Here is a 19,314-nt window from a genome sequence, read left to right on the forward strand (position 1 = left end):
ATTATATTTTTTTGTACACATTGCTAAGTTTCAAAGCAACGGTATCGTTAAAATAAGTTGTGTTTTTTACTTTAACCAAATCATCTTCGGTTATAGTAATATCAAGTTCTAAACGCAATTCCGGAGTAGCTTCAGGATTAATAAGTGCCATAAATTTCACATTGGCAAGTGTTTGAATCATCAAAGTGCTTTTGGTAATTGCTTCCGTAAGTTCTTTAATAATCTGAATCATGCAAACTCCAGGCATAATTGGATTTCCCGGAAAATGACCTTTGAAAACTTCATGTTTTTCATTGATCAAAATCGTGATATTATATTTAGAATCTCCCGTTTTTTCTTCCGATAGAACTTTATAAAAATCTTTTAAAACCATAATCGTTTATTTTTTTTCTCCAAAAGAATAAGAAAGCCCTAATTGAAAATTAACATTGGTGTTGTAATCCCCAAATAAATAATCATCATTGCGGTCATTGTGATAATAACCACTATCCAATACATCTAAAAAGCCTTTTTTTAATCGGCCTTCAATGGTAAGGTTTGGAGATACTTTATAGGCAATACCTGTAACAAATGCCAGGTCATTACATTGTTTTCTTTTGATCAGATTATCATGTAAAAGAACATCTAAAGCCGGACCAAATTGTATTTGAATACCAGGCCCAAATGTAAATTTATTAATAAGAGCAAGTGACAAATAATCGATCTGTAAATCGCGATGTTCCACTTTTTCAATTCCTGCAATATCGTCAAAATAATTTCGGGCAACATTGTTAGATCCTTGTCTCGTATATGTTATTTCAGGCTGAAGAGCATAACGTTTCGTGATATTTATTTCTCCAAATCCGCCAACATAGAAATCAGTTTTATAATCAGCATGCATTTCTGAGATAGTAGAAAAACTAAAACCACCTCTCAAACCCGGCTTAAAACTAGCTTGTGCTTGTACTTGATGCAGCATGAAAAATGCTACTATAACGACGTATAATTTTTTTGAATTCAATATGTTTATTTTACTTTAAAAGTATAACTGATACCAATTTGAAAAACCTGATTTAAAATAACATCATTATAGTAATAATCATTATCATTGTTAATTCCATCATAACCATAAATATCAACTAATCCTTGTTTAATTCTGGCTTCAAACGTTAATCCGTTTGGCAATGTATAACCAACACCTCCAACAAAAGCAAGATCAAAATCTTCAGGACTGCTGTTGATATAATTATCAGAAACTTTAAAATCTACAGACGGACCTCCTAAAATGTGAAAACCTTTACCGCCAATATTAAATTTTGCAACTGCACCAAGTGTCAGGTAGTTTAATTCATAATTTACATAACGAAAATTATAGCCGTTTCCAAGATATTCTCTTCCCTGATCACCTTGTCTTGAATACGTTATCTCAGGCTGTAACGAAAAATATTTATTAAATTTAATGTTTACTAATCCACCAACATAAAAATCTGTTTTAGATTTATTATCATCAATATTGGTTAATGTTGAGACATTTAGACCACCTCTAATTCCGGGACTAACTCTTACTTGTGCATTTGATGTTATAATTCCAACAAACAAAACAAAGGCAATTACGGTTATTTTTTTCATTTTTAATTTGGTTTAAGTTTAGCTTTAGATTAAGTTTTTACTCTGATTTAAAATAGTTTAACTCAATTTTTAACTTGATATTCTGATGAATAATCTGAATTTTCTCCGCAAAAATATTGTTTTCTGAACTAAAAAGCAGGGTTATTTTTTCTTTTGTTTTAGATGCATTCACGACCTTCTCTAATTTCGATCCATTTTTAGAAACAAAAAGGTAATTATCGCGGTTTCCATCTTCTGATTTATAAATATTATCTTCTTCGTTTTCAAATTGTTCCTGAATCAAGTATTCATTTTTAAGAAGCAATCGAAAATCTTCGGTTAAAGTATTAATCAAAATTTTTCGGTCTAATTCAGATACAATCGAGTTGACTTTAAATGTCTTTTTTGAAATTTCAAAATCTAACAATTTGTTACCAAATTCAGTTGTAAAAACAACGCGATGTGTAGTATCATTTATTTTTTTAGCAATAAAAATTCCGGATATTTCATGACCATAAACCGTGATATTCGTTTTGTAAACATAATCAGTATTTGAGTCGGTAAAATAGGGAACCTGATAAGACGTTTTGTCTAATTTTTTAGGCGTATAATTTTTTGTGACCGAGCCACAAGAAACTAAAACTAATGCCAAAAGGCAATTAATTATTAAAAACTGAATCGTCGATTTTTGCATTGATCACTTTATTTTTAAGTACAATTCTAGTATAATCTTCAGAGGATTCCAGTAATTTAACTTGCACAACTGTTGCTTCTTCTTTATCAAAAGTCAGTTCAATTTGTTTGATGTATTTTTTTAAAGTAGCATCTTTCGGAACAAATTTCGCAAGATTTTGCCCTTTCAATTTAAAGTACGAAATCGTAAATTCTTTATCGTCAAACATATTTCCGCTCACGCTTCCAACGATTAATTTATTGATACGACCAAAGATTTTGCTGTTGCCAATATCAACCGCACTTTTCTTTCCTTCGTCGTTAATCAGGATTTTTCCGTTTTTGAAAACGATGCTGTAATTGTATGGTTTTTTGTATTGCCATTGAAGCAAACTTGGCTCTTTGAAAATCATTTTACCAGAAGTTTCAATGTCTTTCGATAAAAAATCTAAATGTTTGTATTGTATAAAATCAGTACTTAAAGTTTTGATTTTTTTCGAAACTACATTTACATCTTGTTTGAAAGCAGCAATTTCTGCATCAGACATTTTTTGTTCCTGAGCAAACAAATTGCCTGAGATGAATAAAATTAAGAGTGCTATTTTAGTTTTCATATTTTGTTAAAAATTGTGCTTTAATTTTTTTGCCACAGATTAAATTAATTATAAAAATCCGTTTTTATCCGCGTTTTCGCTTTAGCGAATCCGTTCCATCAGCGTTCAATATCATAAGCTTTTAGATCCAAAAGTTCTTCGATCGAAATCACTTCATAATTGTTTTGCTGTAAAAATTGCAAAAACTGTTCCAATACTAAAACGGAGTGCAATCCTGTATCGTGCAAAAGTACAATTCCACCAGGAGAAACACGTTTTTTAATCCGATTCAAAATCAATTCCACATTTGTTGTTCCGCCGTCAAGCGAACGAATATTCCAGCCAATAACTTTATGTCCCGTTATTTTTAAAGCTCTTCCAATTGATGGTGTTGTAACTCCATACGGCGGACGAAAGAAGTTGATTTTTTTTGAAGTAAATTTTTCCAGAAGTTTATCTGTTTTTTGAAGTTCTTCGATTATGCTTGGGGTGGTATAAAAATCAAAAAACTTAGAATGAGAATACGAATGATTTCCAACCAAATGATCTTCGTCTATAATTCTTCGAAGAATTTCAGGATGAATTTCAATATTTTTTCCAATGCAGAAGAAAGTTGCTTTTGCATTGTATTTTTTCAAAAGGTCTAAAACGTCCAAAGTAAATTCACTCGGGCCGTCATCAAAAGTTAAAGCAATTTTTTTTTCTGTTTCCAATGGATTGTTACAGAAAGCTTTTACGATATAATTAGATGAAATTCTTGCTGTTCCATAAATATTAATGGCAAGAAAAGGTACGGCAACCACTAAAAACCATAATCCGTTAATTCCTTTATCAGCTTTTAATAAAAACAAAAAAAGTAATAAGGAGATAAAAAAAATGGTGACTTTTTTATGCGTTATCATTTTGAAAGTAACGTAAAACTATGATTTTTTCCGTTTAATTGATTGTACAATAAAATGGTATTATAAGCTGGTTTTTCAACCGAATTTACTTTTATAATTTCAGGAATTTCCTGAGTCTTGATTACTTTTGAAGCCATCCATAAAGCAAAAGCCGAAGCCGTATCATATTCGCCACTCAAATGTTTGTAATACAATTGAGGCGTTTTTGCGAAAGCATTTTCAGCCAAATTTCTATAATAGGAATCAAAAGTGATATTACCATCCAAACCTAAAACGACAGCATCTACATCTGAAATTTCTAAATTATTGGATTTTAAAAACGCGATTAGTTCCGCTTCAATTTCATTTTCTTCTAAAGTGTTTTTAATCTCAACATCTAAAACCTGTGCATAAGTAGTGTCTTTTTTTTGATTTTCTAAAACAAAAAAACTGGCACCTTCACCAAAAACTGCTCCGGTTGAAGTTGGATTTAAAACATCATAAGGCTGATTACCATCTTGTTTGATTCGGCCTAATAGTTTAAAAAGGGAAGTTGTGTATTCGCCATTTTCGTCAATTCCGCCAACTAAAATCGAATTGGCTTCGTTTTCTTCGATTTGCATTTTAGCATCTAAAAGTGCCGATTCAAAAGAAACAGCTCCGTTTACATACGTAAAATTATACCCTTTGCATTGTAATGACAAAGCAATTTGAGCACCAACAGTATTATGTGTCGATTGTATAAACGAAGTTGGAGTTAAGAACTCTTCGTTATTGTCGAGAATATTTTTCAGGAATTTTTCAGAATCTTCAATGCATCCCAAACCAGTTCCGGTAATGATTGCGTCTACATTTTCGAGCTTTGCATCTTTTAAGGCTAATGCCGAAGCTACGATTCCGTTTTTTACACCTTTTGCCATTCTTCGAATTGCGGCTGGCGTAATAAAATCTTTGTAAACCGGTGAAACTATCGAAAGTATTGTGTCATTTTGGTTGTGCACCGCTTCCTCTAAAAAAACAGTATCAAATGTTTTTTGAGCCGAAATACAACCTACTCCATTTATATATGTTTTCATTAGCTTTTAGAAAATATAAGTGTGGAACAATTTCCTCCAAAACCAAAAGAGTTGGATAAAACGTGTTCGATATTTTTCATTTTTAAAGAAGTTTGTGGCTTTAGATCAAATTCTTCCATTGGAGTTTCAAAATTCAAATTCGGGTAAACCACACTATTCTGAATTGCCAAAACACTGTAAACGGCTTCTGTTGCTGCGGCTGCCGCCAAAGTATGACCCGTAAAAGGTTTTGTCGAACTAAAATCAGGAACTTTTTCATCGCCATAAATTCGGAGTAAAGCTCTTCCTTCAGACAAATCATTATTAGGAGTTGCCGTTCCGTGAACGTTGATATAATCAATTTCGCTTGGTCTTAAACCCGAAACTTCAAAAGCTTTTTTCATCGCCAAATATGCGCCATCACCATTTTCTGAAGAAGCAGTTTGGTGAAAAGCATCATTTGCATTTCCGTAACCCGAAACTCGAGCCAGAACTTTTTTGTTTTGTTTTTCAACAATTTCATCAGATTCTAAAACCAAATATGCAGCAGCTTCGCCAAGATTTAATCCTTTACGATTATTGTCAAAAGGTTTGTTATAATCGTCAGAAAGAATCATCAAAGTTTTAAATCCGTTGATCGTGAATTTTGCCAAAGCATCAGTTCCGCCAACGATAACGCGATCGAGTTTTCCGTTTTTGATCAAACGTGCGCCCAACATAATCGAGTTCGCAGCAGATGAACAAGCGGTACTTATAGTAGTAACCATTCCTTTTAAACCCAATTCTTCGGCAATCTTTTCGGCAACATCGCCGCCGTCATGACAACTAATATATTTGGTAAGTTCAGGATCTTTAAAATAATCGTAATAATGCTTTTCGGTCATATCCATTCCGCCAACGCTTGTTGCCGAAATAAGTCCGGTTCTAAATTCGTTGATCGATGTAATTCCGGCATTTTGAACAGCTTGTTTGGCAGCAAAAGCACCAATCATAGCAGTTCTAGAAAAATTATTATCATCAGAAAGTTCCAATTCATTGACCAATTCAGCATTGGTTTTTTTAATTTCTCCAACCTTAATAACATCCGCATGAACGGTCGAAATATTTTCGATGCGAGTTATAGCAATCTTATTTTCGATTAACGAAATAAAATTTTCCTCGACTGAATTTCCAATCGAAGAGATAATTCCCATTCCCGTTATTGCAACACCTTTTGCCATTTTAGATTTTAGATTTTTAGATTTTAGATTAGAACTTTGTCAAAGTTTCAAACTTTGATAAAGTTTTCACATCATCTGTGAAAACCTGTTCAATCAGTTTAATCTGCGGGCCAAAAATTATTTTGTTCTGTTAGCGCTAATATAAGCAGCCATAGTTTCAATAGATTGAAAAATAGATTTTCCTTCTTTTGGGTCAACCAGTTTTATTCCGTAATCTTTATCAAGAATTACGATCAATTCAAGTGCATCAATTGAGTCCAAACCTAAACCGTCTCCAAACAAAGGATCGTTATCAGCAATGTCTTCGATTGCGATATCTTCAAGATTTAGAGTGGTAATGATTTTATTTTTTAATTCTTCTTTTAATGCTTCCATGATTATTTATTATATAATATATTGATATTTTCGTTTGTGTATTTTTCGTTTTCTTCTTTACTAATCGTGCAAAGAAAAGCTTTGTAATTGTCATTAAAAAATTCAACCCAACCACAAAGAACTGTATCGGCTTTGTTTGAATTCAGCAAAATATTCGAATAATTCGACATAAATTCGGCGTTGAAAGCATCAAATATAAAGAAAGAATTTTCACTTTTCAGCTGATGACGAATACTTATTTCGCCCAAACAAATATTTGGCAAAGTATAAACGAAAACTGCCGGACTCGGATAATAGTTTTCTTTGTCCGAAATTGATTCCTGATACTTAACATCAGTATCTAAACTCGAAGATTTATTGGCCAAAACCAAAGCAATATTATTCTCTTTTTCAGCCGAAGTTATTGGACTCAAAAGCAATTCAGATCCTAAAAAAGCCAATTTACTTAAAGCATCCATTTTGAAAAACTTCGGATATTGAATGTCAAAATTACGATATGCTTGTTTCGAAAAATCAGCAAAATCAGTTGGTTCAATTTTGAAAACAGAAGTTCCGTTCAAAACAATTTCGTTGTTTTGAATAGTGATATAGGATTGTATGTAGGTTTTATTTTGAGTCATTTTGTTTAATTAGTATAAAATTTATACTGATTACTTGTTTTCAATCGTTTGTATTTTTTTATTAATAACTCTATTTACTTGTGTAATGAAATTATCGAGATTTTCTTCTCCATTTTTTATAATGTAAAAATTCTTCATTTTCTCTTTCATCTGTAAGAAGAAATCTAAAGGGATTTTTTCTAAATTTAAATCATTAAAACAAGCAAATAAGTTTTGTGATAAATAATCTAGCTTTTCTGTATCATTAATTTTTAAAAAAATATGGCAATAGAGATAATCTTGATCTATGTATTTATTATCGCCAAATATGATTTCATCAGCTAATGAATATATCGTTTTTTCATCCCAATTGAAAATTTCCTTAGAAAATCTTTCACTATCAGTTTCACTTAAAGCGTTGATAACATCTCTGATTTCTGGGCGAACAATATATTCCCAATGACCACAATCTTTATTCTTAAGATTTCGTTCAATATATTTTTTTAAATATGTAATATCATCGTCCTTCATAATTGAATATTTATTTTATGAAACCGAAGTATTAACAATTTTGGTAATATGCCATTTCCCGGATTTATTTTCAATTGTAATTTGAAATCCCTGTCCACATTTTCCTCCGCCACATGAAGCACTTGCATCTAAAACTCCTGATGTTTTAGTTTTATTGAAATGAATTTTATGAATTGTAATAGTACCAACAGGCATTTTGCTCTTTTTGTCGTTTATATCCCAATATCTTTCTTCGGGAAATTTAGACGTATATTGAAAATCGAACTTTTTATTGTCTTTAAATGGAGTCAAGTCAAATTTGTCGTCATTGATTCCATTGCTTACTATAAAATCATGAACACCAATTAAAATTCTATTTTTATCTTTTTTAATACTGTCTTGTTCAATCTGATATCTTTTTAATTCATTATGATATCCAACAGTATCTCTTTTACCGGTTTTAAAATCAACTATTCTTGGAAATGGTGGAGGATACATAATTCTTCGATCCATATATATTGAATCTACAATTTCAAGAAAGACATTATTTAAGACATCCTTTTCAAAATCAGATTCAGACACTTCTTTCTTTTTACATCCAAAAAGAGAAAGAAGAATTAGAGTTATAAATATGAATTTTGATAATTTCATTTTCAGTTAATTCGTGAAAATTAGTGCAATTCGTGTTTCACTTTTTCAAATATCACCGCCGTATTACAACCTCCAAATCCAGAAGCCGTTTTCAAAAAGAACTCAATATTTTTTTCTTCATTTTTCTCAATAACATTAATCGATTCGCTTACGCCGATTTCGTCAAAACCTTTCGATTCAAAAAGTATATTTTGATTTGCGGATTCAATTGCAATTACGGTTTCTAATAATCCCGAAGCGCCTAATGTATGTCCGTAAAACCCTTTCAAACTATTTATGGGAACGTTTTGTAAATCTAAACGATTTAGTGCAATTGCTTCCATTTCGTCATTGAATGGAGTTGCGGTTCCATGTGCTGAAATATAATCGATTTGATCTGGATTTATCTGAGCTTCTTTCAAAGCATTCTGAATACTTCTAAACAAACCTTCACCTGTTCTTGAAGGTCCGGAAATATGATTGGCATCGTTGATAGAACTATCTCCAATAACTTTTATTTTTGCGTTTTTGGTTTCCGCCGAAACTAAAACTGCTGCTGTTGCTTCACCCAAACTTACGCCGGTTCTGTTTTTAGAATAAGGTTTACAAGGCAAATTGCTCATCGCTTGAAAAGCATTAAAACCAGATAAAACAAATTCTGAAACTTCGTCTCCGGCAATAACAAAAATGTTGTCGTAAAGTTCAGATTGAATCATTCTTTTGGCAACAGAAATGGCTAAAATTCCGGAAACACAAGCATTCGAAACGACAATTGGTTGTGTTTTAAATCCGAAGAAATCCGAAACATTTTTTGCTAAAACATCTAAATGTGCATTATTAAAATTTTCTTCTGAATCATTTTTTAAAGCCGTAACATTTCCTTTTGTGGTCGAAAGTATAAAAGCAGTTTTCGAATTTAATTCAATTCCTGAGTTTTTGATAATCGGCTCTAAAGCCAAAATCATCATTTTCTCTAAACGAGAATATTTTGTGTCAGCGCTTATTTTTGCAAAAGCACTGTTTATTTTTTCATCATTAATAATTGCAGCATAAAACGGTATCGGCATTAAGGAAGTATCTTCATGTAATTGAATACCGGATTCTCCACGAAGAATCGCTTCGATGTTGGTTTCAACATCAAAACCTAAAGGCGTAATACAATTGGTTTCGGTGATATATACTTCTCTTAACATTTTATCTTTTTTATTCCTGCAAGATTTTATCGCACGCAGATTCTACGGATTAAACATATTTACACGGATTTTAATTTGTAAAAATTAGTGTAATTCGTGTTTGAATTTTTATTTAATCAATCCAACTTTTCGTTTCCATTCTTCATAAAACGGAGGATTTGTCAACATTAGATTTCCTTCTTTATCCAGAAATACCTGAACAGTTTCTCCCGTACACGCAACTTCGCCTTTTTCGTCAATAATTCTAAAACGATAAATCATTTTGGCAGCCGGAGTATCAACAACCGTTGTTTCAATTGTTACGACATCGCCGTAGCGCAAAGACAATTTATGTTCGCATTTTGATTTTACGATTGGCGTTGTAAATCCTGTTTTGGCAATATCTAAATAGGTAAGTCCGTGTTCGCGTCCAAATGCTTCGCGTCCATCTTCAAAATAGGTAATATAATAGCCGTGCCAAACAATCCCCAGTGGATCAGTTTCGTTAAAACGAATTCTGATTTCATGCGAAACCGTTAAGGAAGTTGCTTCGTTATACTGTTCTTTTCTTTTTGTCATAGAATAATGCAATGCAAGTTGTGATTATAAAGAACAAAAATAACAAACTTATTTTTGGTATGATTTCCAGGAAAGAAACGTTGCGCAATAAAACATCATAAAACGCTTCAAGACCCCAATTCATTGGTGATGATTTTGCAATAATCTGCATAATTTTTGGCATTGCAAAAACTGGAACCCAGACTCCGCCAATTGCTGCAAGAATGATTACGCTTGTCGCGCCAAATGGTGCAGATTGTTCTTGTGTACTTGCGATAGTTCCCAATAAAATTCCGAAACCAATGGCTGCGAAACCAGAAAATAAAGCCACAACACTCATCAAAAACAAATGTCCTTCAATGTTTAAAGAAGGCAAACCAATATGCGGAAATAAAAATATTGCAACGGCAACCATCATATAAAACTGAATCATACAAATGGCTGAATAAGTTATGGTTTTACCAATAATCACAATTAGATTCGAAACCGGATTAGTCAATAATCGAACAAATGTTCCTTGAGATTTTTCTTTTACAATATTAATAGACAACGGAATCACGATAAAAAATATTGCAAAAAGTGTCCACGCCGGAACATTATGTTGCACCGAATTTGGCAACACTTCTTTGTTATTTACTTTTGGAACAATTTCTTTAAAAGTAATAAAACTCTTTTGTTCGAACTTAGTATTTTCTTCGCCCAATTGATTTTGAAAAGTCGTGTAAATTGATTTTGTTTCGATTTGCGAAATCATTTTATCAATAGAACTCATCACAGAATTTTTGAAACTAAGCTGAACTGCCGGATCAAAATATAATTTGACTTCTTTTTGCTGAATTATTTTTGAAGTTTTTGGTTTTGCGATTGTATCTGTAAAACCCATTTTGCTCACAATGTTTTCTACATTCTGATCAACTTTGGCTTGTAAATCTGTACTTAGATTTTTTGGAATTATAATTGCCAACTGAAATTTTCCTTTGTAAACATTTTCTCGGGCAACTTCTTCAGTAAGTGGTTTATTGTCAATTTGCGTAACAACGCTAAAAAGCTGACTTTTTTCTAAATTGTCAAAAACAGTTTTAGAAACCGAACCGTTGTCGTTGTCGACCAATAAAATCTGAATTTTATTATCGCTAACGGTTTTAAAAGTGCTGTCTTGAATTAATGTTACGGTGATTACCAAAACCAAAGGCATTATAAATAAAATGACTAATCCGCCTAAATCTCGTTTGAGCAGGAGAAATTCTTTTACGACTGACATCCAAATTTTATATATCATCTCTCAGATCTTTACCGGTTAATGAAATAAAAACTTCTTCAAGATTTCTAGCTTTTTCGGTCGAAGCAATTAATCCAGATGGCGTGCCTTGCGCATAAATTTTTCCTTGGTCAAGAATGGCAATTGTGGTGCAAAAATCTTCGGCTTCAGCCAAATGATGTGACGTATAAATAATCGTAGTTCCGTTTTGATTTAAATGTTTAAGATATTCTATAATTGCATTTTTAGATTGTACATCAACACCAACGGTTGGTTCATCCAGAAATAAAACTTTAGGATTGTGCAGAATTCCGGCAATCAAATTGACTCTGCGTTTCATTCCGCCAGAGAAAGTTTCAATGCGTTTGTCGGCAAATTTTAAAAGTCCCAAAAGATCTAAAGTTTCAATTACTTTATCTTTCAAATCAGAACCTTTTAATCCGTACATGCTTCCGAAATAATGCAAATTTTCACGAGCTGTCAACGTTGGATATAAAGCATATTCCTGAGGTACAACTCCAATAATTTTTTTGATTTTGGAAGAATCGCTGGCATAGTTCAAACCATCAATTGTAAAATGTCCTGAAGTTGGTTTTATCAATCCGCAGAGCATCGAGATTAGCGTGGTTTTTCCGGCACCATTTGGACCTAATAAACCAAAAATCTGACCTTGATTTATATCCAGCGAAACATCGTTCAAAGAATACATTTCTGCATTTATGTACTTTTTCGAAAGGGATTCTATTTTTATAACGGTTTGCAAAATATATTTAGCTAATTGCTTTTTTTAGTTTTTTGAAAAAGATTTCTTCGCGATTAGCAATGTCCAAAAGTTCATCGGCAATGGCATTGTAAGCGTCTTCTTTGGCGCTTCGGTTTTTATAAATACGAGAAGCTTCTACAGCAAAATCTCTCCACGAATCTCCAATTTGCGTCATTTCTTTCGAAAGAACTTTCAATTCGTCATTGTTTAAAATAACCGAAGCTTCTTGCAAAAATGCTGCATATATAAAACGGAATCCTCCGCCGCCGGTTCCAATTTCTTCCTGCATACGAACCATTTGTGCGAGATAATGATTTGCTTTTCGAATGCCATGTTTTAAAGGCCATTTTCTAATTTGTCTCGATACGAATTTAATTCCGCGAACGCCAACAATTGGCATTGGCGCAAGCATATCGCGACAAGTATTTTTGATTCCTTTAATGATCGCACTTTTAAAATCAACGTCTTTTGGAATCTGAATTGGATAATACATTTGTCCTCTTGGAGCAAAAGCGCCTTTGGCAAAACGTACTTTGTCTAATTCTTCGTGTGTCAAAGTGGTAACGGTTTCCATCACCGGATCACTGATTAAATAATCAGTTTCGGTTTTTCCGTAAACGACTAAATTGTGTGCATTGAAGTGAAAGCGATATTCATCAGGAAAATAACTTAAATGATAAACGCCAACTTGTAATCCGGTTGGAATATTATTTTTTAGATTTTCGTCTAATGCTTTATTGGCATTAACTGTCGAAGAAAATTTTTGTCTTTTTATTTTTAAATTTAAACGATTGGCAACTTTATTAAAAATCTGTCCTGGCAAAGTTCTGTAACTGATTGCAGGCGCATGGTTTACTTTTATAAAAGGCAAATACACAAAGAAAAGTCCGGAACCAATACCAAAAACCATTGGTTCGCTGATATTTAATCCGTTGTTTTTTAGCAGATTTGAAGCCACTCCATTTTCACAATGAGCAGATTGATGGTGTGTAAAACTAGTTTGCATTAATCGGTTTTAATATTTTTTAATTCGGCTATTGAAATCTCAAAAGCGTCGGCATATTTCTGTAAAATTTTGTCACTTAATTTGGCAAAAACAGTTGGTTTAAAATGTCTTTTTACGCGCCATTTCCACATCTCAACATAACCAGCAAGAATGGTAAGATCCATTTTATTGAGTTCCATATAATAACAAATCGGACTTAATTCACCAATCTGAACTTTCATTTTTGCTTCTTCTGCACGTTCTTTTATATCGTCAATTGCGTTGGAAAGTGCAATAGCTTTTGGTTCCCAACCGGTACTTAACGCGGTTGTATAATTGCCATTTTCATCGGTAGCGTAAACAAGTTCTTTGAGGTTCTTTTTGCTTAAATTTCCATCGTGCTGAGGTACATTTTCTTTTTCCATGACGGTTTTTTTTTATCTATATCATTAATCGTATAAAAACTAAAACGGGTAATATTTCGATTATAATTAATAAAGTGAGATTTATGATGGCTAAATTTTTCTTTTTTTTGACAAAAAAATAAATCATTTCTAACAACAGAAATAGACAGTAAGCTTGACTTAAAAAGAAAGCTAATTCATCGGAGTTTATTATAAAAACAGCAATAAGTAGCAATATTAAAATTCCTATTCGAATTAGTAAATGATTAAGCGGTTTTTTTGTATCCATTTAATTATTCTTCAACTGAAATTGTCTTTTGAATGAACAAATTAATTTCGCATTCTAAAAGTATTTTGTCTTCCAATAAGCTTTCGCAACTCATTGTGCACAAAGTGTAATCGTCGCCTATAAATTTCGAAACCAAATTTGCTTTGGTTGTAATTGTATCACCAGCTTTTGGCAGCAAATGTATTTTCAGGTTTTTTAATGCACTGATAAAACCAATCACATTTACGTTTTCATTTTCTGTTCCGTCTTCTTCAAAAAAATACTTTTTGCCTACAATTGCAGAACAGGTTTGTGCTGTATTTTCGATTAAACCGGCCTCGACAAAAATGTTATTATCGACAAAAATATTGTCTTCTTTTATCAGAAATGTCGTTTCTACAAAATTAGAATTTATGTCCAAAATTAGATCTACCATAAGCATAGGCGCTCGGTGCGGAAGATAATTTTGTATGTCAACTCCAATTTTCATAAGTATATTATTTTGCCAAAACGGTTTTCATTTGTCCGCGGGCAATTTCTTCATTATTCAAAGTAGTCACAATATCAACCAAAGTAATTCCGGCAAATTCCTGCAGGATTGTTACGGCTGATTGAATTGTATCGTCGACTTTAGGGAACTTTTTTATTTCAATATCTTTTATAGAACCAATATAACCTGTTGGTGCAGTTTCGTTTTTCAAAAAATACTCATATCCCGTATGCAACGCCACAGATTGTGCCATATGCTCGATTATTCCTGCTTCTAAAAAAGAGTTATTATCAACAAAGATATTGTCGCTCTGAATTTTTAAACCGGAAACCAATGATGTTTCAGTATAAGAATACATTTTATCTACCATAACAAAAGGAAACTTTTGAGGTAATAAATTTTCGACTGCTTCTTTATTTAAAAGAGATATTGTTTCCATTAGCAAACGGTTAAATAGGCGTAGGCAAAAGAGAATCTTCCGCTTTCCGGAACTGATAATAAAATGCGATCTCCTTTTTTTAGTTTACCGGAATACATTAATTCTTCAAGTGCAATATAAATTGAAGCCGAACCAACATTACCAACTCTTAAAAGGTTCATAAACCATTTTTCGTCTGTAAGCACAATTCCTTTTTCGTTTAATCCATTTTTTAATCCTTCTACAAAAAAGTTAGAAGATACGTGTGGTAAAAAATAATCTACCTGATCTGCCGTAATATTGTGCTTTGCCATTGCATCGCTCATACTTTCGACACCTTTAGGCAGGATAAATTCGTCTAATATTTTTACATCTTGTTTTACCGCAAACACAGATTCGGTTAACCATTGCTCCGGATTGTAATCGCTCCAGGCTTGGATTTCGCCATTTTCTAATTTATCTCCACCTGCATACATACAAGTTTCTAATTCGAATGCATAAGAATACGCTTCCATCCATTCGATTTTTAATGAAATTTCTCCGCTTGGTTTATTTTCTAATAAAAAAGCTCCGGCTCCATCAGATAACATCCAACGTAAAAAATCTTTTTTGAAGGCAATTATAGGTTGCTCTTCAAGATTTTTTAAATTGATAATTTCGTGATTGTATTTTGGAGAAGAAAGCCATGTCGAAACTTTTTCTGATCCTGTACAAATGGCATTCTTTGAGTTTCCTGATTTTATTGAAAGAAAACCATATTTCAGCGCATTCATTCCGGAACAGCAAATACCCATCGAAGAATTTAATTCGACCGATCTGTTTTTTAATAGACCGTGAACCATTGCAGCATGCGACGGCGCCAAAACATCAGGTGATGAAGTTCCGCAAGAAAGGACTTCCAGATCCTGATCTGTAAAATTTTCATCAAATAGTTGTGCAACGGCATTTCGTGTTAACTCAGCGTTACTATGTGTACTTTTTCCGTTTTTATCAACGGCGTAATATCGGGTTGTAATTTTATTATTGCGCAAAATAATACGTCTTGCTTTTGAGGCAGTGTCATTTATCAGGCCTAAATAATCTTCCATTTCGTCATTTGAAACAGCTTCATTTGGCAAATATTTTGCGGCTTTGGTAATATATACGTCAAACATAATTAAATTTCGTATTCTAAACTCCTTGATAATATTGAGTTTCTTTTTTTATGGTTTTGAACTTGAATGGATAGGTAATAAGATGCAATATATAGACTATTGGCGAGATTAGCCATATTGCAAGGAATAAATAAACATAAAATATTTTAAGAAGCGTTTTCCTGTTTTTTTGATTCTTATGAATCAAATTTGACCACTTATTAAAAATTTTATTGGCCGTTTTATCTACAGTTACTAAATACGGACTGATTTTTACAGCGCCTATTTCGGCTAATTTTGGCTGTAAATCGTCAAGTTTGTTTTGTTTAAATTCCGAAAGCATGATTTCTCCAAATTTATCAGACTCCTGAATGTCTTTATCAGAAACTCCGGGAAGCGGAAAAAAGCCGAGATATCTTTTCTTTACGCCAGAAAACATCCAATTTACAATTGTGATTACGCTGATTAAATTTCCAACACGATCTACTAATGCAACATTTCCAACCAATTTTGCATTTGCATCACGTAATAAAACTTTAATTTTTTCCTGAGCCATAACCCACATATTACGAGAACCATTAATAGTTATAACGGGAGTATTGTTTAATATTGTCTTGGCTTCAGTACTTTTTAAAAAGGAATTGATTGGAATTGAAGGCGATAAAAACCAAACTTGATAATGAAAAAGAACTAAATCAAATTTTGTATTTAAAATTTCTTCAGAAACCGGTTTGAGCTTTGTTGGAATCTGTAAAAAAGATTCAGGAAAAGCATCAAAAAAAGAAGTTTTATTCCATGGAAACGGGAATGGCTTTTCTAATTGTATTTCGTGAAAAGTTACTTTTATCTCTTCTGAATTTAAGAATGGTTTTGCAATATTTTTCGCAATCGATTCTAGTTGTCCGGATTGGGAATAAAAAATAACGAGAACATTTTTCATTTTGTTTGTAGGCTTTGGTTGCAAACAAAAATAAGTAAATTTATTTAAACGAATTTTCTTGTTTAATGTTTAACGTTTTTGCCCGCGGGTTTAACTGATTAAACGGGTTTTCGCAGGTTTTTTTGGTTCTCGCAAAGACGAAGAGGCGCAAAGTTGTAATTGAAAAGGAGTTTTTAAGTACAGTTTGTCATTTCGACGGAGGAGAAATCTCCGCGACAATTATCCGTAAAGTATATCAATCTTTGTCGAGTTACTTGTGGAGATTTCTCCTCCGTCGAAATGACAAAAATGAGAAAAAACTTTGCGACTTCGCGTCTTTGCGAGATTCTTTACTTTGTTATCCTAGATCATTCCAAAAATCGAAATAATTGAACCATTGCAATGGATATTTCTGCACGATGCTTTCAACGCTTTTTACGTATTCTTTCAATAATGCTTTTTCGTCGCGGTGTTTTACGGTTGCTTCTCTTGCGTATAAATGATAATGTAAGTTGGGTTCTTTCATTACATAAACAAAAACTACGGGAACTTTCAGGCGCGAAGCAATTAAAAATGGACCAGCAGGAAAGTTGGCTTCTTTACCCAGAATTTTTTCAGAAAGAGATTTCGTTCCTTCAAAATAACGATCGCCGGTAAAACAAACCAATTCATTATTAGCCAAACCTGCATTGATCTCAAAAATATGAGATAAATCGTCTCTGATAATTATAAATTTTACGGTTGGTTTTTGAGTGACACTTTCCAGATAATTTTTTATTGCAGAATGTTCTAAATCTGTAGTAACTAAATTGATTTGAAAGTTAAGATCGATATCGCCCAGAAAATGTTCGGCAATTTCAAAATTTCCAATATGGGCACTAATTAAGACACCACCTTTTTTTTCGGCAAGAAGTTTTTTCAGAATCTCGATTCCGTCAAATTCATAAGTGAACTTATTTCGCATTCCTGCAGAAATGGAAACTTTATCAATAATGGTCTGTCCAAAAGTGTAATAACTTTTGAAAACCATTTTTCTTGATTTGAAATTGGAATAGTTCAGTCTTTCTTTAAAATAATAAAAAATAGCCTGATTGCTTTTCTTCAGAAACAAAAAGTAGTAAGAAGCAACAAAATAAAGTAAGCCATAAGCAGCCTTGACACCCGCTTTTTGTATTAAAAAAACGAATATTCTATAGCCTAAAACTGTTCCTTTTGATTTGCCATCCCATTGACTCATTAAACAGCTTTAGCTTTTAGTTTGGTATCTATAAGGTCGTAAAAATTTTGAAAAGTAGCAATTCCAACAAAATCAGCTTCAACCAGTTTTACACCAAAGTTAGATTCAATAGAAACTACTAAATCTACATAATCTAAACTATCTAACCCAAGTGTATCTTTTAGATTAGCATCTGGTTCAATATCATCATTATCTACTTCAAATTCATCAACCAAAAAACCATTAATTCTTGCTATAATCTCTTCTTTATTCATCGTTCAATTTAAAATTTTTAACCACCAACGCAGAGTTGGTTCCTCCGAATCCGAAGGAATTGGACAAAAATATGTCAAATTTTTTGTTTAAAGTAGTTTTGACCAAATTTAATTTAGAAGCATCTTCATCAGGATTTTCCAAATTGATGTTCGGAGCAATGAAATCGTTCTGCATCATTAAGATAGAGTAGATTACTTCGCTGGCTCCAGCCATCCAACATTCGTGGCCTGTCATTGATTTTGTAGAACTTACGTAAGGATTTTTCTCACCAAACACTTCAAAAATAGCTTTTGCTTCGTTTCCGTCTCCAACCGGAGTTGAAGTTGCATGTGCATTTATATAATCAATGTCGGTTGCTTTTAATTGTGCATCGTCAAGCGCTCGTTGCATGGCTATAGACGGACCTTCGACATTGGGCGTCGAGATATGTCCACCATTTGAGGAGAATCCATAACCTACAACTTCTGCAATAATATTGGCGCCTCTGGCAATTGCCGATTCATAGCTTTCAAGTATTAACGTTGCACCGCCACCACTCGGAATTAATCCGTCGCGATCAGCATCAAATGGGCGTGAAGCTTTTTCAGGTTCGTTTTCTCTATTCGAAAAAACACCTAATCCGTCAAAACTGCTCATTGCATATTTGTTGATTTCCTGAGCTCCTCCGGTAATTACAATATCCTGAAATCCGCTTTTTATTAAAAAATAAGCTAAACCTATAGAATGTGATCCACTTGCACAAGCGGCACTTATAGTAAGATTGATTCCGCGAAGTTTAAAAATCGTTGATAAATTCATTGTTACCGTTGAATTCATGGATTTAAAAATGGCTCCGGAACCTATTAAAGCGGTATCTTTTTTCTCGCGAACAATATCTGTGGCGTCAATAATAGCTTTTGAGACACTATCGTTTCCGTACATGATTCCCACTTCGCGATTGTCGAAAAAGGCATCGTCGATATTGGCGTTTTTTAATGCTTCAATTGTTGCCATATAAGCATATTCGGTTTCTTCACCAATGCTCATACGTTGTCTGCGGGTCAATAAGTTTTTTAAATCCGCTTTCGGAACCATTCCCGTTAAGGCAGATTGAAAACCAAATTCTTTTCTTTCGGCGTCAAACTTAATACCGGATTTTCCGTTGTACAAAGATTCTTTTACTTCATCTAAAGAAGTTCCGATACAAGAATAAATCCCCATTCCAGTAATTACAACTCTCTTATTCATCGTCTTTCAAAGTATTTTTATATCCTTAAAGTGTAATCTTTTTAATCTCGCAAAGTTTTCTTTACTCTATTCTTTATTTTTTAATCTCGCAAAGACGCAAAGTTT

General features: G+C 32.9%; 25 protein-coding genes. All 25 read right to left on the reverse strand.

Translation table 11 applies throughout. The features are described 5' to 3' along the window. Position 1: 1 nt before the first annotated feature. Positions 2–373, reverse strand: a complete 372-nt coding sequence (locus tag CLU81_RS12875; RefSeq protein ID WP_099710183.1) for a 3-hydroxyacyl-ACP dehydratase — start codon at positions 371–373, stop codon at positions 2–4. A gap of 6 nt (positions 374–379) precedes the next feature. Next, on the reverse strand, positions 380–1,000 hold the full coding sequence (locus tag CLU81_RS12880; RefSeq protein ID WP_099710184.1) for an outer membrane beta-barrel protein: 621 nt from the start codon (positions 998–1,000) through the stop codon (positions 380–382). 5 nt (positions 1,001–1,005) lie between these two features. Then, positions 1,006–1,608 (reverse strand): porin family protein, encoded by a 603-nt coding sequence (locus CLU81_RS12885; RefSeq protein WP_099710185.1) that lies wholly within the window; start codon positions 1,606–1,608, stop codon positions 1,006–1,008. Between the two features lie 37 nt (positions 1,609–1,645). Next, positions 1,646–2,281, reverse strand: a complete 636-nt coding sequence (locus CLU81_RS12890; protein ID WP_099710186.1) for a hypothetical protein — start codon at positions 2,279–2,281, stop codon at positions 1,646–1,648. Beyond that, positions 2,247–2,873, reverse strand: coding sequence for an outer membrane lipoprotein carrier protein LolA (locus tag CLU81_RS12895; protein ID WP_099710187.1), 627 nt, complete (start codon positions 2,871–2,873; stop codon positions 2,247–2,249). The genes CLU81_RS12890 and CLU81_RS12895 overlap by 35 nt, the downstream gene beginning before the upstream one ends. A 98-nt stretch (positions 2,874–2,971) precedes the next feature. Then, complete coding sequence (locus CLU81_RS12900; RefSeq protein WP_233209702.1) at positions 2,972–3,703, reverse strand: polysaccharide deacetylase family protein; 732 nt, start codon at positions 3,701–3,703, stop codon at positions 2,972–2,974. A gap of 47 nt (positions 3,704–3,750) precedes the next feature. After that, entirely contained in the window at positions 3,751–4,809 is a 1,059-nt protein-coding gene (locus CLU81_RS12905) for a beta-ketoacyl synthase N-terminal-like domain-containing protein (RefSeq protein WP_099710189.1), read from the reverse strand. Continuing rightward, entirely contained in the window at positions 4,809–6,008 is a 1,200-nt protein-coding gene (locus CLU81_RS12910) for a beta-ketoacyl synthase (RefSeq protein WP_099710190.1), read from the reverse strand. The genes CLU81_RS12905 and CLU81_RS12910 overlap by 1 nt, the downstream gene beginning before the upstream one ends. Positions 6,009–6,125: 117 nt before the next feature. After that, positions 6,126–6,383: a phosphopantetheine-binding protein gene (locus tag CLU81_RS12915; protein WP_026727250.1), complete on the reverse strand. Its 258-nt coding sequence runs from the start codon at positions 6,381–6,383 to the stop codon at positions 6,126–6,128. 2 nt (positions 6,384–6,385) lie between these two features. After that, entirely contained in the window at positions 6,386–7,003 is a 618-nt protein-coding gene (locus CLU81_RS12920; RefSeq protein WP_099710191.1) for a 3-oxoacyl-ACP synthase, read from the reverse strand. A gap of 30 nt (positions 7,004–7,033) precedes the next feature. Further along, positions 7,034–7,513, reverse strand: coding sequence for a hypothetical protein (locus CLU81_RS12925; RefSeq protein ID WP_099710192.1), 480 nt, complete (start codon positions 7,511–7,513; stop codon positions 7,034–7,036). A gap of 15 nt (positions 7,514–7,528) precedes the next feature. After that, positions 7,529–8,143, reverse strand: a complete 615-nt coding sequence (locus CLU81_RS12930; protein WP_099710193.1) for a hypothetical protein — start codon at positions 8,141–8,143, stop codon at positions 7,529–7,531. Between the two features lie 20 nt (positions 8,144–8,163). Beyond that, positions 8,164–9,315, reverse strand: coding sequence for a beta-ketoacyl synthase (locus CLU81_RS12935; protein ID WP_099710194.1), 1,152 nt, complete (start codon positions 9,313–9,315; stop codon positions 8,164–8,166). A gap of 108 nt (positions 9,316–9,423) precedes the next feature. Then, complete coding sequence (locus CLU81_RS12940) at positions 9,424–9,873, reverse strand: thioesterase family protein (RefSeq protein WP_099710195.1); 450 nt, start codon at positions 9,871–9,873, stop codon at positions 9,424–9,426. Then, a complete protein-coding gene (locus CLU81_RS12945) occupies positions 9,848–11,131 on the reverse strand; it encodes an ABC transporter permease (RefSeq protein ID WP_199174566.1) in 1,284 nt (427 codons plus the stop codon). The genes CLU81_RS12940 and CLU81_RS12945 overlap by 26 nt, the downstream gene beginning before the upstream one ends. Further along, the gene (locus CLU81_RS12950; protein WP_199174603.1) at positions 11,121–11,819 is read right to left on the reverse strand and encodes an ABC transporter ATP-binding protein; all 699 of its coding nucleotides are present in this window, start codon (positions 11,817–11,819) and stop codon (positions 11,121–11,123) included. The genes CLU81_RS12945 and CLU81_RS12950 overlap by 11 nt, the downstream gene beginning before the upstream one ends. Before the next feature lie 61 nt (positions 11,820–11,880). Next, positions 11,881–12,879 carry a BtrH N-terminal domain-containing protein gene (locus tag CLU81_RS12955; RefSeq protein WP_099710197.1) on the reverse strand — a complete coding sequence of 333 codons (999 nt, stop codon included), beginning with the start codon at positions 12,877–12,879 and terminating at the stop codon, positions 11,881–11,883. Then, entirely contained in the window at positions 12,879–13,283 is a 405-nt protein-coding gene (locus tag CLU81_RS12960) for a hypothetical protein (RefSeq protein WP_099710198.1), read from the reverse strand. Before CLU81_RS12960 ends, CLU81_RS12955 begins: the two co-directional genes overlap by 1 nt. 272 nt (positions 13,284–13,555) lie before the next feature. Further along, positions 13,556–14,020, reverse strand: a complete 465-nt coding sequence (locus tag CLU81_RS12970) for an ABC transporter permease (RefSeq protein WP_099710200.1) — start codon at positions 14,018–14,020, stop codon at positions 13,556–13,558. Positions 14,021–14,027: 7 nt separating this feature from the next. Beyond that, positions 14,028–14,459, reverse strand: coding sequence for a hypothetical protein (locus CLU81_RS12975; RefSeq protein WP_099710201.1), 432 nt, complete (start codon positions 14,457–14,459; stop codon positions 14,028–14,030). Next, positions 14,459–15,592, reverse strand: coding sequence for a beta-ketoacyl-ACP synthase III (locus CLU81_RS12980; protein ID WP_099710202.1), 1,134 nt, complete (start codon positions 15,590–15,592; stop codon positions 14,459–14,461). Before CLU81_RS12980 ends, CLU81_RS12975 begins: the two co-directional genes overlap by 1 nt. Positions 15,593–15,608: 16 nt before the next feature. Beyond that, the gene (locus tag CLU81_RS12985; RefSeq protein ID WP_099710203.1) at positions 15,609–16,511 is read right to left on the reverse strand and encodes a hypothetical protein; all 903 of its coding nucleotides are present in this window, start codon (positions 16,509–16,511) and stop codon (positions 15,609–15,611) included. 337 nt (positions 16,512–16,848) lie between these two features. Beyond that, on the reverse strand, positions 16,849–17,727 hold the full coding sequence (locus CLU81_RS12990) for a lipid A biosynthesis acyltransferase (protein ID WP_099710204.1): 879 nt from the start codon (positions 17,725–17,727) through the stop codon (positions 16,849–16,851). Then, complete coding sequence (locus tag CLU81_RS12995) at positions 17,727–17,981, reverse strand: acyl carrier protein (protein ID WP_099710205.1); 255 nt, start codon at positions 17,979–17,981, stop codon at positions 17,727–17,729. The genes CLU81_RS12990 and CLU81_RS12995 overlap by 1 nt, the downstream gene beginning before the upstream one ends. Beyond that, positions 17,974–19,209, reverse strand: a complete 1,236-nt coding sequence (locus CLU81_RS13000; RefSeq protein ID WP_099710206.1) for a beta-ketoacyl synthase — start codon at positions 19,207–19,209, stop codon at positions 17,974–17,976. The genes CLU81_RS12995 and CLU81_RS13000 overlap by 8 nt, the downstream gene beginning before the upstream one ends. Positions 19,210–19,314: the final 105 nt, after the last annotated feature.

Origin of the sequence: Flavobacterium sp. 9 (assembly GCF_002754195.1) — a bacterium.
GTDB lineage: Bacteria > Bacteroidota > Bacteroidia > Flavobacteriales > Flavobacteriaceae > Flavobacterium.